Here is a 16,618-nt window from a genome sequence, read left to right on the forward strand (position 1 = left end):
TAATAATTGTAATGATTTTATAACAAATATTTGCTATAATCGTTTCAGTTAGCGTTATAGGAGAGATTACAAGCTTATGCGCAAGATTATTACTGCTTGCCTGTTAAGCATAATAACCCTTGTATGTTTTTATCTTTTTTTGCATAGTTCTTTTTTTAATGTAGAAAAGATATATGTGACGGGAAATAAGGAAGTTTCAGAAGGGGAAATTTTGGATATAGCAGATATATCTCCCGGGACTAATATATTTGAGGTGAATAACCGCATATGTTCCAAAGCTCTTGAATTACATCCCATGATTAAAAAAGCGCAGGTTATAAGGCATCTTCCCCGCAGTATTGAAATAAGGGTACAGGAGCGAACCATATGGGCAGTAATGCCTTATTATGATGTTATACTTTGTTTAGATGGGGAAGGTGTATGTATAGACCGCAGGCCTAATTTTCCTAAGGGAGATTATCCGATCATAACTATGGAAAAAATGCCTTCTAAAGTAAATCTGGGACAGGCAGTTGAACCTGCAGGAATGAAGATGATGTATGAAGTCTGGGAATCCTTTAAGCCGGAGGTAAAAAAAAGATTGTCAGATTTTCACTATATGAACAGCAAGAAAGAAATAGTTATATATACTTCACTGGGAACTGAAATAAAGTTTGGCTCTAATGATAGGCTAGAAGAAAAGGTTAAACTGCTGGAACAGGTGCTTAAATTGGAAGAAGAATTCAGCCGCAAGGGGACAGAGGTCATAGAATATGTAGATTTGCGTTTCAAAGGACAGCCAGTAATAAAAACCAAGGATTAAAAGCAGGTGATAGTTATGGAAAATGGCAATAAAGCAACCTGGATTTCAATAGCTTCGGTATGTTTGGTATTAGGTATCATGCTGGCTATACAATTTAAGACTACCCAGAGCTACCAGCAGTCTTTGCTTCCTTCCCGAATCAATGAGTTATCGCAGAGGCTTACTGCAGTAACTGAAGAACGTGATGCCCTGGCGGAAGAAGTTTTAGAATTAAGGAAAAAACTAAAGAACAGCCGCGATTATAATAAGGCTATGGCTGATCTGCAGGAAGAGCTGCAGAGGGTCAGTATGGCGGCCTGCATGCTTCCCGTTGAAGGGCCGGGGGTAATAGTTACCCTTGATGACAGCAAGCGGGTTCTTCAGCCAGGTGAGAATCCTAATGATTTATTGATCCATGATACTGATTTGCTGATGGTAGTTAATGAGTTAAAAGCTTCAGGAGCAGAAGCGATATCTATAAATGGAGAAAGAATAACGGCCATGACAGAAATAAGATGTGCCGGAACTATGATTCTGGTGAACTGGAATAAAATCTCCCCTCCTTTTGAAATAAGGGCCATAGGCAATCCTGATATGCTGGAAAGCGGGCTTATGATAAGAGGAGGAGTGGTAGAGATGCTTAAAGTGTGGGGGGTACAGGTAAATGTACAAAAAGTTAGCAAAGTAAGTGTCCCTGCCTATAATGGCAAACTAAAGTTCGAATACAGTACTCCTGTAGAATATAAAGAAAAGGCGGAATAGAAGAGATGTGGTTACTAGCTGTTTTTTGCTTACTGCTGGGAATTATCATAGGATTTCAAATGCCGCTTTTGCCGGTAGTTTATGCTAAATATATGTCTATCGCGGTGCTGGCAGCTCTGGACTCGGTTTTTGGCGGTATCAGAGCTTATATGGAGGATACTTTTGATAATCTGATTTTCATAAGCGGTTTTGTCGTTAATGCTTTATTGGCTGCTGGACTTGCGTATTTGGGAGATAAGCTGGGAGTGGAGCTATATCTGGCTGCTGTTGTCGTTTTTGGCGTGCGCTTATTCCAGAATCTAGGAATTATCCGTCGATATCTCCTGAAAAAATACTAAATAAAATTATATGTAATAAAAAGGAAAATCCGCCTTTTTGTGGTATTTGTAATTAAGAGTACTAAGAAGGGGCGGATAGTTATTAAGAGGAGAGGTTTGGCGGTAGGTTTAGATATAGGTACCAGTACTATAAAAGCAGCTGTGGGAGAGTTTGTTTCCGGACAGGAAATTAATATTCTGGGAGTAAGCCATGTTTTTTCTTCCGGATTGCGTAAAGGAAACATAATAGATATCGAAAATACGGCCAAGGCTATAGCAGGCTGCCTTGGCGAACTGGAGAGGCTTACAGGGGTAGAAATTGGCAGCGCGGTGGTAGGTTTTTCTGGTGCAGATATATTTTCTATGAATAACAGAGCAGTCATAGCTGTTGGTAATCCAGGAGGAGAAATACTTCCTGAAGATAAGGAAAGGGTTTTGAAATCTGCTCAAAATATACCTCTGCCCCCTGACAAAATAATATTACAAAAAGTAGAGAGACAATATATAGTTGATGGATATGAAGGGGTTAGAGACCCGGTAGGCATGGTGGGGAGCCGGCTGGAAGCCGAGGTAGCAGTTATTATAGCTAAGGCTGCTGCTGTACAAAATTTGTATCGAAGTGCGGAACGTATAAATTTGCAGATAGAAAGGTGTTTCTATAATTCTTTACTGGCAGCAGAAGCTGTGCTTTTGCCTGCTGAAAAAGAAATAGGGGTAGTTCTTGTTGACATAGGAGCGGGAACTATTGAAATAAGCTTTTTTGAAAAAGGAAGCCTCAGCCATACTGCTGTTTTGCCTATAGGAGGGGAATATATAACCAGGGATATAGCAATTGTGCTGAAAACTTCTTTAGGGGAAGCTTTGCGCATAAAAGAACAATATGGAGTGGCTAGTCCTTTTTTAGTAAAAGAAGGGATAACGATAAAAATAAAGAATATACAAGGTAGTGAGACTAGAGAAGTTTCAGCTCGTACAGTTGCTGAAATAATTCAGGCCAGGGTTTTGGAAATGATGGAACTGATACGGGCACAGCTTACTGATTTTGGATGCCTTTCCAAAATGCCGGGAGGGATTGTCGTGGTAGGTGGCGAGGCGATGCTTCCCGGAATAGTCCATGTTATGGAGGAATATTTTGGGGTACCAGTCCGTATAGGGGTCCCGAATAGTATAAGAGGGATTACCCATGATTTCGCCCTCCCCCAGAATGCTGCGGTTATTGGAGCTGTGGTATGTGGGGCAAAGGGTATGGCATGGACACCTGTAAATAACAATCATCAAGGATTTTATAAGCTTTTTGACAAGCTGGGTTATTTTTTCAAAGATTTATTTAGTTGAGGGCAGAGGAGGTATTTAAATGCCATTAGAATTTGATGTTGAGATGCAGCAGTTTGCTAATATCAAGGTAATAGGTGTTGGTGGGGGAGGTAATAATGCTATAAACCGCATGATAGAAGCCGGTTTAAGAGGAGTAGAATTTATTGCGGTTAACACTGATGCCCAGGCATTATTTCTTTCCAAGGCCGATAAAAAAATTCAAATAGGAGAAAAGCTAACCAAGGGATTAGGAGCAGGAGCTAATCCTGAAATAGGCATGAAAGCTGCTGAAGAGAGTGCCGATGAGATAAAACGTGCGCTGCAGGGAGCAGATATGGTTTTTGTAACTGCCGGCATGGGCGGAGGAACAGGTACCGGAGGGGCTCCGGTTATTGCCAGGATTGCCCGGGAATTGGGAGCTTTGACCGTAGGAGTAGTAACCAAGCCTTTTACTTTTGAGGGAAGAAAGCGGAGTGCTCAGGCAGAAAAAGGTATTCAAGCTTTGCGGGAAGAGGTGGACAGCCTCATAACTATACCGAATGATAGGCTGCTGCAGGTAGTTGACAAACATACTGCTTTTAATGATGCTTTTAAGATTGCCGATGATATTTTACGGCAAGGAGTCCAGGGGATATCGGACCTGATTGCTGTACCAGGCATTATAAACTGTGATTTTGCTGATGTACAGACGATTATGAAAAATACCGGTTCTGCTTTGATGGGAATAGGCAGGGCTTCCGGTGAAAACAGGGCAGCTGAAGCAGCCAGGATGGCTATCTCCAGTCCTCTGCTGGAAACTTCTATTGATGGTGCAAAAGGTGTTCTATTTAATATAACAGGAGGTAATGACCTTACATTATATGAAATCAACGAAGCGGCTGAAATTATCCATGCAGCTGCTGATGTAGAAGCTAACATTATTTTTGGAGCCAATATAGATGAGAGTTTGCAGGACGAAGTAAGGGTAACGGTTATTGCTACGGGATTTAATGCTTCAAGAGCGCAAAATATAAATACTATATCTGCAGATATAAACAAGGAAAGACCAAAACTCATAGATACGTCTTCTTTTCTTTTAGATAAGGATAAAGATTTAGAAATTCCTCCTTTTTTAAGAAGAAAATAGAACTTCTGGCTCGTTACAAAATTTGCCACAATTAAGTGTTTATAAGCGGGATTTGCCAAAATCCCGCTTGCTTATTTTCTGCAATACAACAAATTATGCACCGTCTATCTGGTATAATTTGGTATGAATACTGGTGCTGATATGGACATATTGATTAAGTAGTGCTGTTTAAAGGACTAGGTGTAAGGTGATTTATTTAGATGGAATGTGTTTATTTGGATGTAACTTTTTTAGTTAATTTTATAATGGACTTTTTTCTGCTCTGGGCAACAGCCAAATTAGCACGTTTTAAGATAGTTTACAGTCGTATTTTTATAAGTGCTGCTATAGGCGGGATTTATTCTCTGGGTTATTTATTCCCTAATTTGTCCCTTTTTTACAGCATCTATATAAAAATACTTTTTTCTGCTGTACTGCTGGTTATAGGCTTAAATCCACAAGGTCTGGCGGAATTTAAGAAGGCTTTTTTGTATTTTTATGGTATAAGCTTTGTGGCTGCGGGAGCTACTATAGCTTTTTCCTATTTGGGAGTTAAGAATGCCTATATAGGTTCTTTTTCTTATTTATATTTATTAAGCGGCATATTTTGCATTGTATTAATAGGAAGGTATGGAAGTATTTATTTAGGCAAAAAAATTATTCCTGATTTGCTAAGTTTTCCGGTAAAAATAAAACTGGGAGAAGATTATTGTTCAGGGAAAGGTTTTCTCGATACCGGTAATAATCTGCGTGATCCCTTGACTAATAAGCCAGTCCTGGTGGCAGAATATGATTTTTTAAAAAATCATTTACCGCAGGATTTTTGCCGGATTATAGAAGAAAACAGTGATGAGAATGCAATATTTGCAATGCTTGTACAATCAAGCCTAGCTAACCGTTTGCGTTTAATACCTTTTACCTCTATAGGCAAAAAGAAAGGTCTTTTAGTAGGTATAAGGGTGGATGAAATTATAATCGATACCGGAGATGATGTTCTGATTTGTAAAGATGCAGTGGTAGGTATTTATAAAGATCGTTTAAATCTTAAGGGAGATTATAAAATGCTTATACCTGCGGAAATACTGCAGGCAGCATAAAGGAGGTATTTTATGCATATTTTCTTCCTTCGTAAATGGAAAGCCTATCTTATCAATCTTTATTTAAGGCAAAAAATCCTTCGCAGTATACACTACATAGGTTCCAGTGAAATACTGCCACCGCCGCTTAGTGAAGAAGAAGAAAATATGATTATAAGCAAGCTGGAAGTGGGAGATGCTAAGGCAAGGTCTATTTTAATAGAGCATAATCTTCGCCTGGTAGTCTATATTGCCAAAAAATTTGAAAATACGGGAGTAGGGATAGAAGATCTTATATCTATTGGCACTATTGGACTTATAAAGGCAGTGAATACTTTTGAGCCCAAGAAAAACATAAAATTGGCAACTTATGCTTCGCGCTGCATTGAAAATGAAATTTTAATGTATTTGCGCAGGAATAAGAATAAAGGGGAAGTATCTTTAGATGAACCTTTGAATACGGATTGGGATGGGAATGAACTTCTGCTCTCTGACGTGCTGGGAACGGAAAGTGATATGATATATAAACGTCTGGAGGGAGAAGTAGAAAAAAATATTTTATGGCAGGCAGTGAAAAAATTGAGTGCCCGGGAACAGACTATTATTGTACTTCGCTTTGGACTTGATGGCGGGGAAGAGAAAACCCAGAAAGAAGTAGCAGATATATTAGGCATCTCCCAGTCTTATATTTCAAGGCTGGAAAAACGCATATTAAAAAGGTTAAAAAAAGAAATGCGCAAAATTGAAAATTAGTAGATTTTATAACTCAGATGTTTGGCATCTGAGTTTTTTGTTTGTCAGAATAATGTTGCCCCTCTTGGAGAATAATTTAAAAAAGTGAATAAAGATGAAGGGGTGGAATATTGCTGAACAAGGTTGAAATCTGTGGTGTCAATACATCGAAGCTGCCGGTTTTAAAAAACGAAGAAATGAAAAGCCTCTTCAAAGCTATGCAGGAAGGAGATAAGGAAGCTAGAGATAAACTTATCCAGGGAAATTTAAGATTAGTTTTAAGTGTAATTCAGAGATTCAGCAATCGTGGGGAATATGTGGATGATCTTTTTCAAGTAGGCTGTATAGGACTGATAAAAGCAATAGATAATTTTGACTTGAATCAAAATGTAAGATTTTCAACTTATGCTGTACCTATGATTATAGGAGAAATAAGACGGTATTTACGGGATAATAATGCTGTAAGGGTTTCCCGGTCTCTAAGGGATATAGCTTATAAAGCTTTGCAGGTAAGGGAAAAATTGGTTTGTGACAATTCATCCGAGCCTACTATTGCCCAAATAGCAGAAGAACTGCAGGTTCCAAGAGAAGAGATAGTTTTTGCGCTGGATGCTATTCAGGAACCTGTTTCCTTATTTGAGCCTATTTATAATGATGGAGGAGATCCTATATTAGTTATGGACCAGATCAGTGATGATAAAAATACTGATGACATATGGCTGGAAGAAATAGCTATCAAAGAAGCTATGAAAAAACTTAATGAAAGAGAAAGGCACATAATAGCATTAAGGTTTTTTGGCGGAAAAACGCAAATGGAAGTGGCAGAAGAAATAGGTATATCACAGGCTCAGGTTTCCAGGTTAGAAAAAGCCGCCTTAAAGCAGCTTAGAAAGAATATGTGATTTTGCTTTATAAAAAGGGGGTTAAATAATGTATAAAAATTTAATAGTAATTATATTGATTGCTGTTATTTTAGCTTTGCTTATACCATTGACTGCCGATATTTTTAGTATAGAAAAAGCATTTACGCCTGATAATTTGGTGAGAATGGATATAGTTGCCAGGTGATAGTTAACCGTCAGCCATCAAAAAAGAGGGCTGGCGGTTAATTTTTGAGGTAATATATTTATTATAGAAGCACTTGCTAAAAAACAGGAGGTTAGTGGTGGAAGAGAATAACAAGGTAAAGCTGGTATGGGAAGGGAAAAGAAAGCCAGATATAAAGGGAGCAGGAGAAGGTAAGCTGGTTGATGTGGAATATGTGTATCCCTATTTTGCAACCCCGGAAAATGGTTATATAAATGAAGAGGGGTTTAATCTTCTTGTACATGGCGATAATATAAAGGTTATCCAGAAACTGCTGCAGGCAGGCTATCAGGGAAAATTGGACCTTATCTATATAGATCCCCCTTATTTGAGTGAAAGCAATTATTACTCAAAAGTAGAAATAAGAAATCAAAAGGAAAAGATTTTTTTGCCCCGCCAGGTTTTTAAAGACATGTGGGGCAATAATATGGATAGTTATCTTCAGCATATGTATACAGCTCTGGTTTTGATGAGAGAGCTTTTATCAGATAGAGGCAGCATATTTGTGCATCTGGATTGGCATGCCCATCATTACATAAGGGTTATTCTGGATGAAGTGTTTGGCATGAGAAACTTTGTTAACGAAATAGTTTGGTGTTATGGGGGAGGAAGTGGAACCAAAAAATACTTTCACCGCAAACATGATACTATTTTGTGGTATGCCAAAGGAAAAGACTATATTTTTAATCCTCAATATCGCTCTTATACTGAAAAAACCTTGCAGAGAGGATTGACCAGGATAAAAGGGGATAAGTATAAGCTTAATGAAAAAGGGGCTATTATGCAGGACTGGTGGACAGATATCAATAAAATTTTAAGCCCTACAGCGCAGGAAAATCTGAAGTTTCCTACCCAGAAGCCACTTGAGCTGATGAAAAGATTGGTAAAAGCTGCTTCTTTACCGGATAGCCTGGTAGGAGATTTTTATGCTGGTTCCGGGAGCACCTTACATGCCTGTGAAGAATTAGGCAGAAGGTGGATAGGATGTGATGCAGGCAGTATAGCGATACAAACCTGTATGTACAGGATGATTAAGGGAAAATTCAGCCCTTTTAAAGTACAAAAATTAAGTGAGATGAAGGAAGATAAAAGCGATAATGTTCTGAAGGTAAAAGAACCGGTTATATTAGAAAGAAATGAAGATTTATTAAAAATAAAAGTTGAACTGGAAGATTATTTGCCAGCTCTTGCGAACAGGGAAAAGGGTTTGGAAAAATTTTGTTTAAACAACTTGATATATTTTTGGGAAATAGACCCTTGTTATGACGGGAGGGTTTTTTGTTCCCGCTATCAGATATATCGTGATAAAGCAGTTTTTGACGAGAATATAAGCCTTGCCTGCTGTATAGAAGTACCGTCTTATACTTCTAAAATAGCGATAAGGATTTATGATGTTTTTGGCGATAGTGCAACAGCCATAAAAGAAATGCCATAGGCGAAAGGTTTTCGCCTATGGCAGCAGTTAACCCTTAAGCCGGTTCTGTTCTATAAGGTTAGATAAATCCCTTTCTTTATCATCGCCTAACAGCCACATTTCTTCAAAAGCATTTTCGTCTCTCAAATCTTCACCGGTTAAAGTTATTTTTTTAGATTTGGCATAATGATTAGAATAATTTGTTCTATCCATAATTCCTTCCTCAATTAACTTTTATCTTCGATATTTATGGTCTTTTTTGCCCATTTCATGTCCCAGCATGAAAATTCCGGTGATGGCGGCAGCATGCAGTGCCCACCATCCTGATTCCAGAAAACTGAAACTTCCCGGATCTACTTTATCCCGGTGAAGTATTTTTTTTACAACAGAATTTTTATAATCCATCAGATCTAAAAGCAAAATTATTCCTCCTTTCTTATAGGTTTAAGTATTAATATTTTGTCCCTCTCAAATGATTTAAGTAGAGCAATTTATGCCATAAGAGGAAGGAAATAAAGTCCATGAATAGAAATATTTTTAAAATTATAAGAATTAATGAGGTATGAAGATGGATAAATTGGAAAAAGCTATTTTGTGCAGCCTGCATACAGTAAAAGGAGTGGGGAATGCCTCATTATGGAGGATAAAAAAAGAATTTGGCAGTTTTAAGGCTTTCTGGCATGCTGATTATAAAACTCTGGCTGATTCTTTTCTGAACGGGGAAGTGGTAAACAGGATTATTAAGCTGAGAGAAAAGGATCCGTTGCAATATTCTGCATATCTTGCTTCCCAGGGTATAAACATATTAACAGTAGAAGAAGAAGGTTATCCTTTTATGTTAAGCAATACTACAAATCCCCCTTATCTTCTGTACTGCCGGGGGCAAACGAAGGTCTTGCAAAAATTTTGTATAGCCGTGGTAGGAGCCAGGAGTGCTACACCATACGGGAAAAAAGTAGCTCGCAGCTTGTCCAGGGAATTGAGCCAGAATGGAGTAGTAGTGGTAAGCGGGATGGCCAGGGGGATTGATACCGAAGCCCATCTGGGTGCTCTGGAAGAAACCGGAGAAACAGTTGCTGTTCTGGGGAGCGGGGTTGATGTGATTTATCCGCGGGAAAACAGTGAGCTTTTTAAGAGGATAATTGAGTATGGTGCGGTAATCAGTGAATTTCCCTTACATACCCCTCCTGAACCAGCAAATTTCCCCAGGCGCAACCGGATTATTTCTGGATTAAGTTATGGGGTGCTGGTGGTAGAAGCAGGAGCCAAAAGTGGTGCTCTTATTACTGCAGATTTTGCCCTTGAACAGGGACGTGATGTGTTTGCTGTTCCAGGACCTGTAACGGCCAAAACTAGTGAAGGGTGTAATAATCTTATAAAACAGGGAGCTAAATTAATTACCTGTGTTGAGGATATTTTAGAAGAATATTCTTCAATTTATGATGTGAAAGCTGGTTCAAGTTTAAGCAAAGATGATTTTTTACTACTGGACAGTGATGAGAATTTGATAATACAATGTATGGGATATGAGCCTTGTCATATAGATGAACTGCTGGCTATGAGCGGGATGGATATAGGAAGATTGAGTCAGGTTTTGTTGCAGATGGAATTTAAAGGTTTAATAAAAGCTATGCCCGGTAATTACTATTTAAAGAACTAATTTAGTTAAGAAGAGGTGGGTTTTTTGGCAGGCAATACTTTACTTATCGTAGAATCAGCAGCTAAAGCTAAAACTTTAAGCAAATTTTTGGGAAAAAATTATAAAGTAAGGGCTTCCATAGGACATGTCAAAGATTTGCCGAAAAGCAAGCTGGGTATAGATATAGAAAATGATTTTGAACCTCAGTATATTACTATACGGGGAAAAGGGAATATATTAAAGGAGATAAAGGAAGAGGCGCAAAAGGCTTCCCGTATATTTCTGGCTACTGACCCGGACCGGGAAGGGGAAGCCATAGCCTGGCATTTGCAAAATGTAATGAATATACCGGAAAATGAAAACTGCCGTATAGAATTTCATGAAATAACCAAAGAGGCAGTAAAAAAAGCTATTGCCAATCCGAGACCAGTTGATATGAATCGGGTTAATGCCCAGCAGGCCAGACGGGTTTTGGACAGATTGGTAGGCTACAGTTTGAGTCCTTTTTTGTGGAACAAGGTGAAAAAGGGGCTTAGTGCAGGAAGGGTGCAGTCGGTAGCTGTAAGGCTTATATGTGAAAGAGAAGAGGAAATACGTAATTTTGTGCCGGAAGAATACTGGACTATTGATGCTGTGGTAGCCAATAAAGAGGGAAAGGATTTTCAGGCCAAACTTGTAAGTTATAAGGGAGAAAAAATCAATATAAAAAATGAAGATGAAAAAGATCAAATTATAAAACAGCTGAAAAATTCGCTGCTGGTAGTGCAAAAAATTGAAAAAAAAGAAAGGCGCAAAAAGCCTAATCCCCCGTTTACTACCAGTACCTTGCAGCAGGAAGCTTCCAAGCGGCTTAATTTTTATGCTAACAGGACTATGCGGGTGGCGCAGGAACTTTATGAAGGATTGGAGATAGGGAAAGAAGGTACCGTGGGGCTTATTACTTACCTTAGAACTGATTCTACCCGGGTGGCGGAAGTGGCACAAAAAGAAGCACGCGAATTTATAGCCTCTGAATATGGGGAAGAGTATGTACCGGAAGTTCCCAATGAGTATAAAACAAAAAAAACCGCCCAGGATGCTCATGAGGCTATAAGACCTACTTCTGTAAAACGTACCCCGGAAAGCTTAAAACCTTATCTGACACGAGATCAGTATAAGCTGTATAAGCTGATATGGGAAAGATTTGTAGCCAGCCAGATGGCACCCAGTGTCTATGATACGGTATCTGTTGATATAGAAGCAGGTGATTACAGTTTGCGGGCTACTTCTTCCCAGCTTAAATTTATGGGTTATAAAAAGGTTTACAATGATAATGAAGAAGAAGAGGTGAAAAATCCAATCCCTGATCTGGAAGAAGGAGAAGAACTTAAAATGGTAAGCTTACATCCAGAACAGCATTTTACCCAGCCGCCGCCCAGATTTACGGAAGCCAGCCTGGTAAAGCTTTTGGAGGAAAAAAATATTGGCCGTCCTTCTACTTACGCGCCTATAATTGAAACTATTCTTAAGAGGAATTATGTCGAAAGACAAAATAAACAGTTTGTGCCAACAGAGCTGGGGTTTATTGTGGTTGAACTTTTAAAAGAAAATTTTTCCCATATAATTGAAGTTGAATTTACTGCCCGCATGGAAGAAGAGCTGGATTTGATTGAGGAAGGCAAATTAGATTGGAAACAGGTAGTAAAGGATTTTTATATCCCTTTCAAAGAAGAATTGGAAAGGGCCAATATGTCTATTGAAAAAGTAGAGATAAAAGATGAAGAAGCTGGCAAAGAATGTCCAGTATGTGGAAAACCAATGGTTATAAAGTATGGACGTTTTGGGAAATTTATGGCTTGTTCTGGATTCCCTGAATGTCGCCATACAGAATCGATAAATGAAGATACCGGTATAAAATGTCCTCTGTGTGGAGGAAATATATTGTTATTAAAAACCAAGAAAGGGCGAAAATTTTATGGATGCAGCAATTACCCGCAGTGTGAATTCCGCTCCTGGGATAAGCCGACCGGTGAAAGATGTCCGGTATGCGGCGATGTTTTGGTAGAAAAAACAGTCAAAGGCAATGGGAACAAAATAGTATGTCAGGGAGAAAAATGCGAATATGAAAGAGAAGTGAGGGATTAGTTTGCAGCCTTATGTCAATGTAATAGGTGCAGGATTGGCGGGAAGTGAAGCAGCTTTTCGCATTGCTTTGTCAGGTATCAAGGTAAAGCTTTGGGAAATGAGGCCTAAAAAGATGACACCTGTGCATAGAACGGGTGACTTTGCGGAACTGGTGTGTAGCAATTCCTTAAAGTCGGAAGATGAAACTACTGCCCAGGGAATGCTTAAAAGAGAGATGAGGATGTTAGGTTCTCTTATTTTAAACTGTGCAGATGAAGCCAGGGTTCCTGCCGGTTCTGCCCTGGCAGTAGATAGAAACCTCTTTTCGAGGCTGGTTACGGAAAAACTAAAAAGTCACCCTAATATTGAAGTTATTTGTGAAGAAATTACTGTTCTGCCTGATGATGCGGTGACTGTTGTAGCGACCGGGCCTTTGACATCAGATAGCCTGGCCCTTTTTTTGCAAAAAATGACGGGAAAAGAAAACCTGTATTTTTATGATGCAGTAGCTCCCAGTGTTGCCCTGGAGAGCCTTGATTTGACCAAGGTCTTTAAGGCTTCCCGTTATGGCAAGGGAACTGATGACTACTATAACTGCCCGCTTAACCAGGAAGAGTATGAAAGATTTTATAATGAATTAGTAAATGCTGATATAAAAGAAGGACATGAGATAGATAAAAGCCTTTTTTTCAGCGGCTGTATGCCGATTGAAGTTATGGCCAGGCGGGGGAAGGATACTCTGCGTTTTGGCCCCATGCGGCCAGTAGGCCTTAAGGATCCGAGGACAGGCGAGAATGCTTATGCAGTGGTCCAGTTAAGACAGGAAGATAAAGAAGGGAAAGTGTGGGGACTGGTAGGTTTTCAGACCAGGCTCAAGTGGGGAGAGCAGGACAGAATATTCAGGCTTATTCCCGGCCTTAAAAATGCTGAATTCGTCCGCTATGGAGTTATGCATCGCAATACTTATATAAACAGCCCTTCTCTTCTCAATCCAACTTTGCAGTACAGGGAAAATGGCTGTCTGCTGTTTGCTGGACAGATAACTGGAGTAGAAGGCTATATGGAATCAGCAGCTACCGGCATAATTGCTGGCATTAATGCAGTAAGGATTATTAGAGGGGAACATCTTTTTGTGCCTCCTAAAGTTACTATGCTGGGGGCTCTTTTGGATTTTATAACTTCTTCTCCATCTGAAAATTTCCAACCCATAAATGCCAATTTTGGTATATTGCCTCCCTTAAAAAATCACATAAAAGATAAAAATTTGCGTAATAAAGCATACCTGGAACGTTCATTAAACGAACTAGAAAAATATTCAGAATTGTTTTTTAAACAGTTGTAATTTTACCTGGCTTATGTTAGCATTTTTAATAATAAGAAAAAATTATTAATATACATTAAGGAAATTAATGATGTCGGTTTATGAAGAAATTTTGCATTTTATAGATTATCTTTATATCGAAAAAAATGCTTCCCCGGCTACCATCACCAATTATAAAGGGGACTTGGAGCAGTTTGTCGATTTTATAACTACCCGCTACGGCATAGAAAAAGAAGAAGTAGAACTCTATTTTTTGAACCATAAGGTAGTAAGAGAATATCTTGTCTATTTGCAGGAAAAAGGGATAAAAAAATCCTCAGTAGCCAGAAAATTGGCCTCTTTGCGTTCATTTGCCAGGTATTTGTACAACAAGGGTATACTGGATGATAATCCATTGTTTTTGGTTTCTACCCCCCGGCAGGAAAGAAGGCTTCCCAAGTTTTTATTCCCAGCTGAGGTAGAAGCTTTGCTTAATGCCCCTGACACCAAAACTCCTCTGGGCCAAAGGGACAAAGCTATTCTGGAAACCCTGTATGCTTCTGGACTCCGGGTAAGTGAACTGGTAAGCCTTAATGTGAACGATTTTTCCCCATATGACGATTTTATAAAAGTTAGGGGTAAAGGGGATAAGGAACGTTTGGTCCCTTTAGGCAGCAAGGCCAGGGAGGCGCTTTATATTTATCTACAGGATGGGCGGCTGAAACTTTTAAGATCTAAAAAAGCCGACGAAACTGCCCTGTTTTTGAACTGGAGGGGAAAGCGGCTTTCAGATCGCAGTGTACGCAATATCATAGATAAATACATGCGTGAAGTTGCTGCTAATTTAAGGATAAGCCCTCACGTTATGCGCCATTCGTTTGCTACTCACCTGCTGAATAATGGTGCCGATCTGCGTTCGGTACAGGAAATGCTGGGACATGTTAAACTTTCTACTACCCAGATATACACTCATTTAACCAGGGAAAATATAAAGAAAATATATGATGATACACATCCTCGGAGGTAAAAAAATGTTTACAGCAACAACTATCGTGGCAGTCAAAAAAGATAACCAGACAGCTATAGCGGGAGATGGCCAGGTTACTTTTGGGCAGAATATGGTGATGAAGCATACAGCTACCAAGGTCAGAAGGCTTTATGACGGCCGGGTGGTGGCAGGTTTTGCCGGATCGGTAGCTGATGCTTTTACTTTGTTTGGCAAATTTGAAGAAAAACTTAAGGCAGCGGGAGGAAATTTGACCAGAGCAGCTGTTGAACTGGCTAAAGAATGGCGTTCGGATAAAATCTTGCGCCGCCTGGAGGCTCTTCTTATTGTGGCTGATAAAGAAAAGATTTTTATTATTTCAGGGAATGGAGAACTGATTGAACCGGATGAGGGTATAGCGGCTATTGGTTCGGGAGGTGCTTATGCTCTAGCAGCTGCCAAGGCGCTGTACAAGTTTACCGATATGCCTGCCCGGGATATTGCCTGCCAGGCACTCAAAATTGCCTCGGAGATATGTGTGTATACCAACGACCACATCACACTGGAGGTTATAGAATAAGGAGGCAGAATGTATGCACTCGCTTACACCACGACAGATAGTGGAAGAATTGGACAAGCACATAGTCGGACAGAAAAATGCCAAAAGAGCGGTGGCTATTGCACTCAGAAACAGGTATCGCAGAAAGATGGTACCGGAGGAGCTGAGGGAAGAAATATATCCCAAAAATATAATTATGATCGGCTCGACAGGGGTAGGCAAGACTGAAATAGCAAGAAGGCTGGCCAAGCTGGTTAAAGCTCCTTTTATCAAGGTAGAGGCAAGTAAGTTTACTGAGGTAGGCTATGTAGGCCGGGATGTAGATTCTATGGTGCGGGATCTGGTGGAGACGGCAGTACGCATGGTCAAGCAGGAAAAGCTGGAGGAGGTGGAAGATAGAGCAAGACAGCTGGCATATGAACGGATAGTAGATTATATTATGCCTTTGCCCAGGAAAAAGAGCAGATCGCCTAAAAACCCGTTTGATTTTTTGTTTAATCAGACAGGGGAAGAAAATGCCGGGGATGATGATTTTGAGCGGAGAAGAAAGGAGATTGAGGCGCAGAGGGAAATAATCAGGCAAAAGCTTTTGCGTTATGAACTGGAAGATGAGATTATCGAGATAGAAGTTGAGGAGAAAGCTGCTCCTTTTCTGGAAATATTTTCGGGATCGGGCGTAGAAGAAATGGGGGTTAACCTGCAGGATGTTTTAGGGAATTTTATGCCTAAAAACAAGAAGAAGCGCAAGGTTACCGTAAAAGAGGCCAAGGAAATTTTGACCCATGAAGAGGCCCAGCAGCTTATCGACATGGATGAAGTACACAGGGAAGCGATAAAAAGGGTAGAGGAAGATGGTATAATATTTCTGGATGAGATTGACAAAATTGCCGGTAAAGGGAATACGGTAGGGCCTGATGTATCACGGGAAGGCGTACAGCGTGATATTTTGCCTATTGTGGAAGGAAGTACGGTAATGACTAAATACGGCCCGGTTAAAACAGACCATATATTATTTATTGCTGCGGGAGCTTTTCATGTCAGCAAACCTTCTGACCTCATTCCTGAACTGCAGGGCAGATTTCCCATTCGGGTGGAATTAGAAAGCCTGACCAAAGAAGATCTTAAACGCATCCTGGTAGAACCTAATAATGCTTTAATAAAGCAGTATACAGAGCTTTTAAAAACAGAAAATGTAAAGGTAACCTTTACGGAAGAGGCTATTGATTACATTGCAGAAATGGCTTATGAAGTTAATGCTAAAACAGAAAATATTGGGGCACGCAGACTGCATACAGTTATGGAAAAGGTTTTGGAAGATTTGCTGTTTGATGCCCCTGATATGAGCGGACAGGAGCTTATTATTGATGCTGGTTATGTAGCAGAAAGGCTCAAGAAGATTGTGGAAGATGAAGATCTCAGCAGATATGTATTATAGGGGGTTGGGC

18 protein-coding genes are annotated in these 16,618 nt (G+C 39.7%); 16 read left to right on the forward strand and 2 right to left on the reverse strand.

What is annotated here, in order from left to right; all coding sequences use genetic code 11:
* Positions 1 to 76 precede the first annotated feature (76 nt).
* The 10 genes from ACZ42E_RS04310 to ACZ42E_RS04355 all read left to right on the forward strand — a co-directional run bounded on the left by ACZ42E_RS04310 (position 77) and on the right by ACZ42E_RS04355 (position 8,608).
* A complete protein-coding gene (locus tag ACZ42E_RS04310; protein ID WP_464893219.1) occupies positions 77 to 802 on the forward strand; it encodes a cell division protein FtsQ/DivIB in 726 nt (241 codons plus the stop codon).
* 15 nt (positions 803 to 817) lie between these two features.
* The gene (locus ACZ42E_RS04315) at positions 818 to 1,543 is read left to right on the forward strand and encodes a DUF881 domain-containing protein (RefSeq protein ID WP_464893475.1); all 726 of its coding nucleotides are present in this window, start codon (positions 818 to 820) and stop codon (positions 1,541 to 1,543) included.
* Positions 1,544 to 1,548: 5 nt separating this feature from the next.
* Positions 1,549 to 1,881 (forward strand): small basic family protein, encoded by a 333-nt coding sequence (locus ACZ42E_RS04320; RefSeq protein WP_464893220.1) that lies wholly within the window; start codon positions 1,549 to 1,551, stop codon positions 1,879 to 1,881.
* 96 nt (positions 1,882 to 1,977) lie between these two features.
* On the forward strand, positions 1,978 to 3,195 hold the full coding sequence (ftsA, locus tag ACZ42E_RS04325; RefSeq protein ID WP_464893221.1) for a cell division protein FtsA: 1,218 nt from the start codon (positions 1,978 to 1,980) through the stop codon (positions 3,193 to 3,195).
* A 19-nt stretch (positions 3,196 to 3,214) separates the two neighbouring features.
* Positions 3,215 to 4,300, forward strand: a complete 1,086-nt coding sequence (ftsZ, locus tag ACZ42E_RS04330; RefSeq protein ID WP_464893222.1) for a cell division protein FtsZ — start codon at positions 3,215 to 3,217, stop codon at positions 4,298 to 4,300.
* Positions 4,301 to 4,500: 200 nt separating this feature from the next.
* Positions 4,501 to 5,376 (forward strand): sigma-E processing peptidase SpoIIGA, encoded by an 876-nt coding sequence (locus ACZ42E_RS04335; RefSeq protein WP_464893223.1) that lies wholly within the window; start codon positions 4,501 to 4,503, stop codon positions 5,374 to 5,376.
* 12 nt (positions 5,377 to 5,388) lie between these two features.
* Positions 5,389 to 6,108 carry an RNA polymerase sporulation sigma factor SigE gene (gene sigE / locus ACZ42E_RS04340; RefSeq protein WP_464893224.1) on the forward strand — a complete coding sequence of 240 codons (720 nt, stop codon included), beginning with the start codon at positions 5,389 to 5,391 and terminating at the stop codon, positions 6,106 to 6,108.
* Between the two features lie 107 nt (positions 6,109 to 6,215).
* On the forward strand, positions 6,216 to 6,989 hold the full coding sequence (sigG, locus tag ACZ42E_RS04345) for an RNA polymerase sporulation sigma factor SigG (protein WP_464893476.1): 774 nt from the start codon (positions 6,216 to 6,218) through the stop codon (positions 6,987 to 6,989).
* A 28-nt stretch (positions 6,990 to 7,017) separates the two neighbouring features.
* Positions 7,018 to 7,155, forward strand: a complete 138-nt coding sequence (locus ACZ42E_RS04350) for a hypothetical protein (RefSeq protein WP_464893225.1) — start codon at positions 7,018 to 7,020, stop codon at positions 7,153 to 7,155.
* A gap of 97 nt (positions 7,156 to 7,252) precedes the next feature.
* A complete protein-coding gene (locus ACZ42E_RS04355; protein WP_464893226.1) occupies positions 7,253 to 8,608 on the forward strand; it encodes a DNA methyltransferase in 1,356 nt (451 codons plus the stop codon).
* Between the two features lie 27 nt (positions 8,609 to 8,635).
* Here ACZ42E_RS04355 and ACZ42E_RS04360 read toward each other — a convergent pair whose 3' ends face one another.
* Positions 8,636 to 8,800 carry a hypothetical protein gene (locus ACZ42E_RS04360; protein WP_464893227.1) on the reverse strand — a complete coding sequence of 55 codons (165 nt, stop codon included), beginning with the start codon at positions 8,798 to 8,800 and terminating at the stop codon, positions 8,636 to 8,638.
* 21 nt (positions 8,801 to 8,821) lie between these two features.
* Positions 8,822 to 9,007 (reverse strand): hypothetical protein, encoded by a 186-nt coding sequence (locus tag ACZ42E_RS04365; RefSeq protein WP_464893228.1) that lies wholly within the window; start codon positions 9,005 to 9,007, stop codon positions 8,822 to 8,824.
* A 148-nt stretch (positions 9,008 to 9,155) separates the two neighbouring features.
* Between ACZ42E_RS04365 and dprA the strand changes: the two genes are divergently transcribed.
* From dprA to hslU, 6 genes are all read left to right on the forward strand, one after another.
* Complete coding sequence (gene dprA, locus ACZ42E_RS04370; RefSeq protein WP_464893229.1) at positions 9,156 to 10,247, forward strand: DNA-processing protein DprA; 1,092 nt, start codon at positions 9,156 to 9,158, stop codon at positions 10,245 to 10,247.
* A gap of 24 nt (positions 10,248 to 10,271) precedes the next feature.
* Positions 10,272 to 12,350 (forward strand): type I DNA topoisomerase, encoded by a 2,079-nt coding sequence (gene topA, locus ACZ42E_RS04375; RefSeq protein WP_464893230.1) that lies wholly within the window; start codon positions 10,272 to 10,274, stop codon positions 12,348 to 12,350.
* Between the two features lies 1 nt (position 12,351).
* Complete coding sequence (gene trmFO, locus ACZ42E_RS04380; protein ID WP_464893231.1) at positions 12,352 to 13,671, forward strand: methylenetetrahydrofolate--tRNA-(uracil(54)-C(5))-methyltransferase (FADH(2)-oxidizing) TrmFO; 1,320 nt, start codon at positions 12,352 to 12,354, stop codon at positions 13,669 to 13,671.
* Between the two features lie 67 nt (positions 13,672 to 13,738).
* On the forward strand, positions 13,739 to 14,656 hold the full coding sequence (xerC, locus tag ACZ42E_RS04385) for a tyrosine recombinase XerC (protein WP_464893232.1): 918 nt from the start codon (positions 13,739 to 13,741) through the stop codon (positions 14,654 to 14,656).
* A gap of 4 nt (positions 14,657 to 14,660) precedes the next feature.
* Positions 14,661 to 15,194 carry an ATP-dependent protease subunit HslV gene (gene hslV, locus ACZ42E_RS04390; protein WP_464893233.1) on the forward strand — a complete coding sequence of 178 codons (534 nt, stop codon included), beginning with the start codon at positions 14,661 to 14,663 and terminating at the stop codon, positions 15,192 to 15,194.
* 13 nt (positions 15,195 to 15,207) lie between these two features.
* A complete protein-coding gene (gene hslU, locus ACZ42E_RS04395) occupies positions 15,208 to 16,608 on the forward strand; it encodes an ATP-dependent protease ATPase subunit HslU (protein ID WP_464893234.1) in 1,401 nt (466 codons plus the stop codon).
* The last annotated feature ends 10 nt before the right edge of the window (positions 16,609 to 16,618 follow it).

Source organism: Thermosyntropha tengcongensis (genome assembly GCF_055381335.1).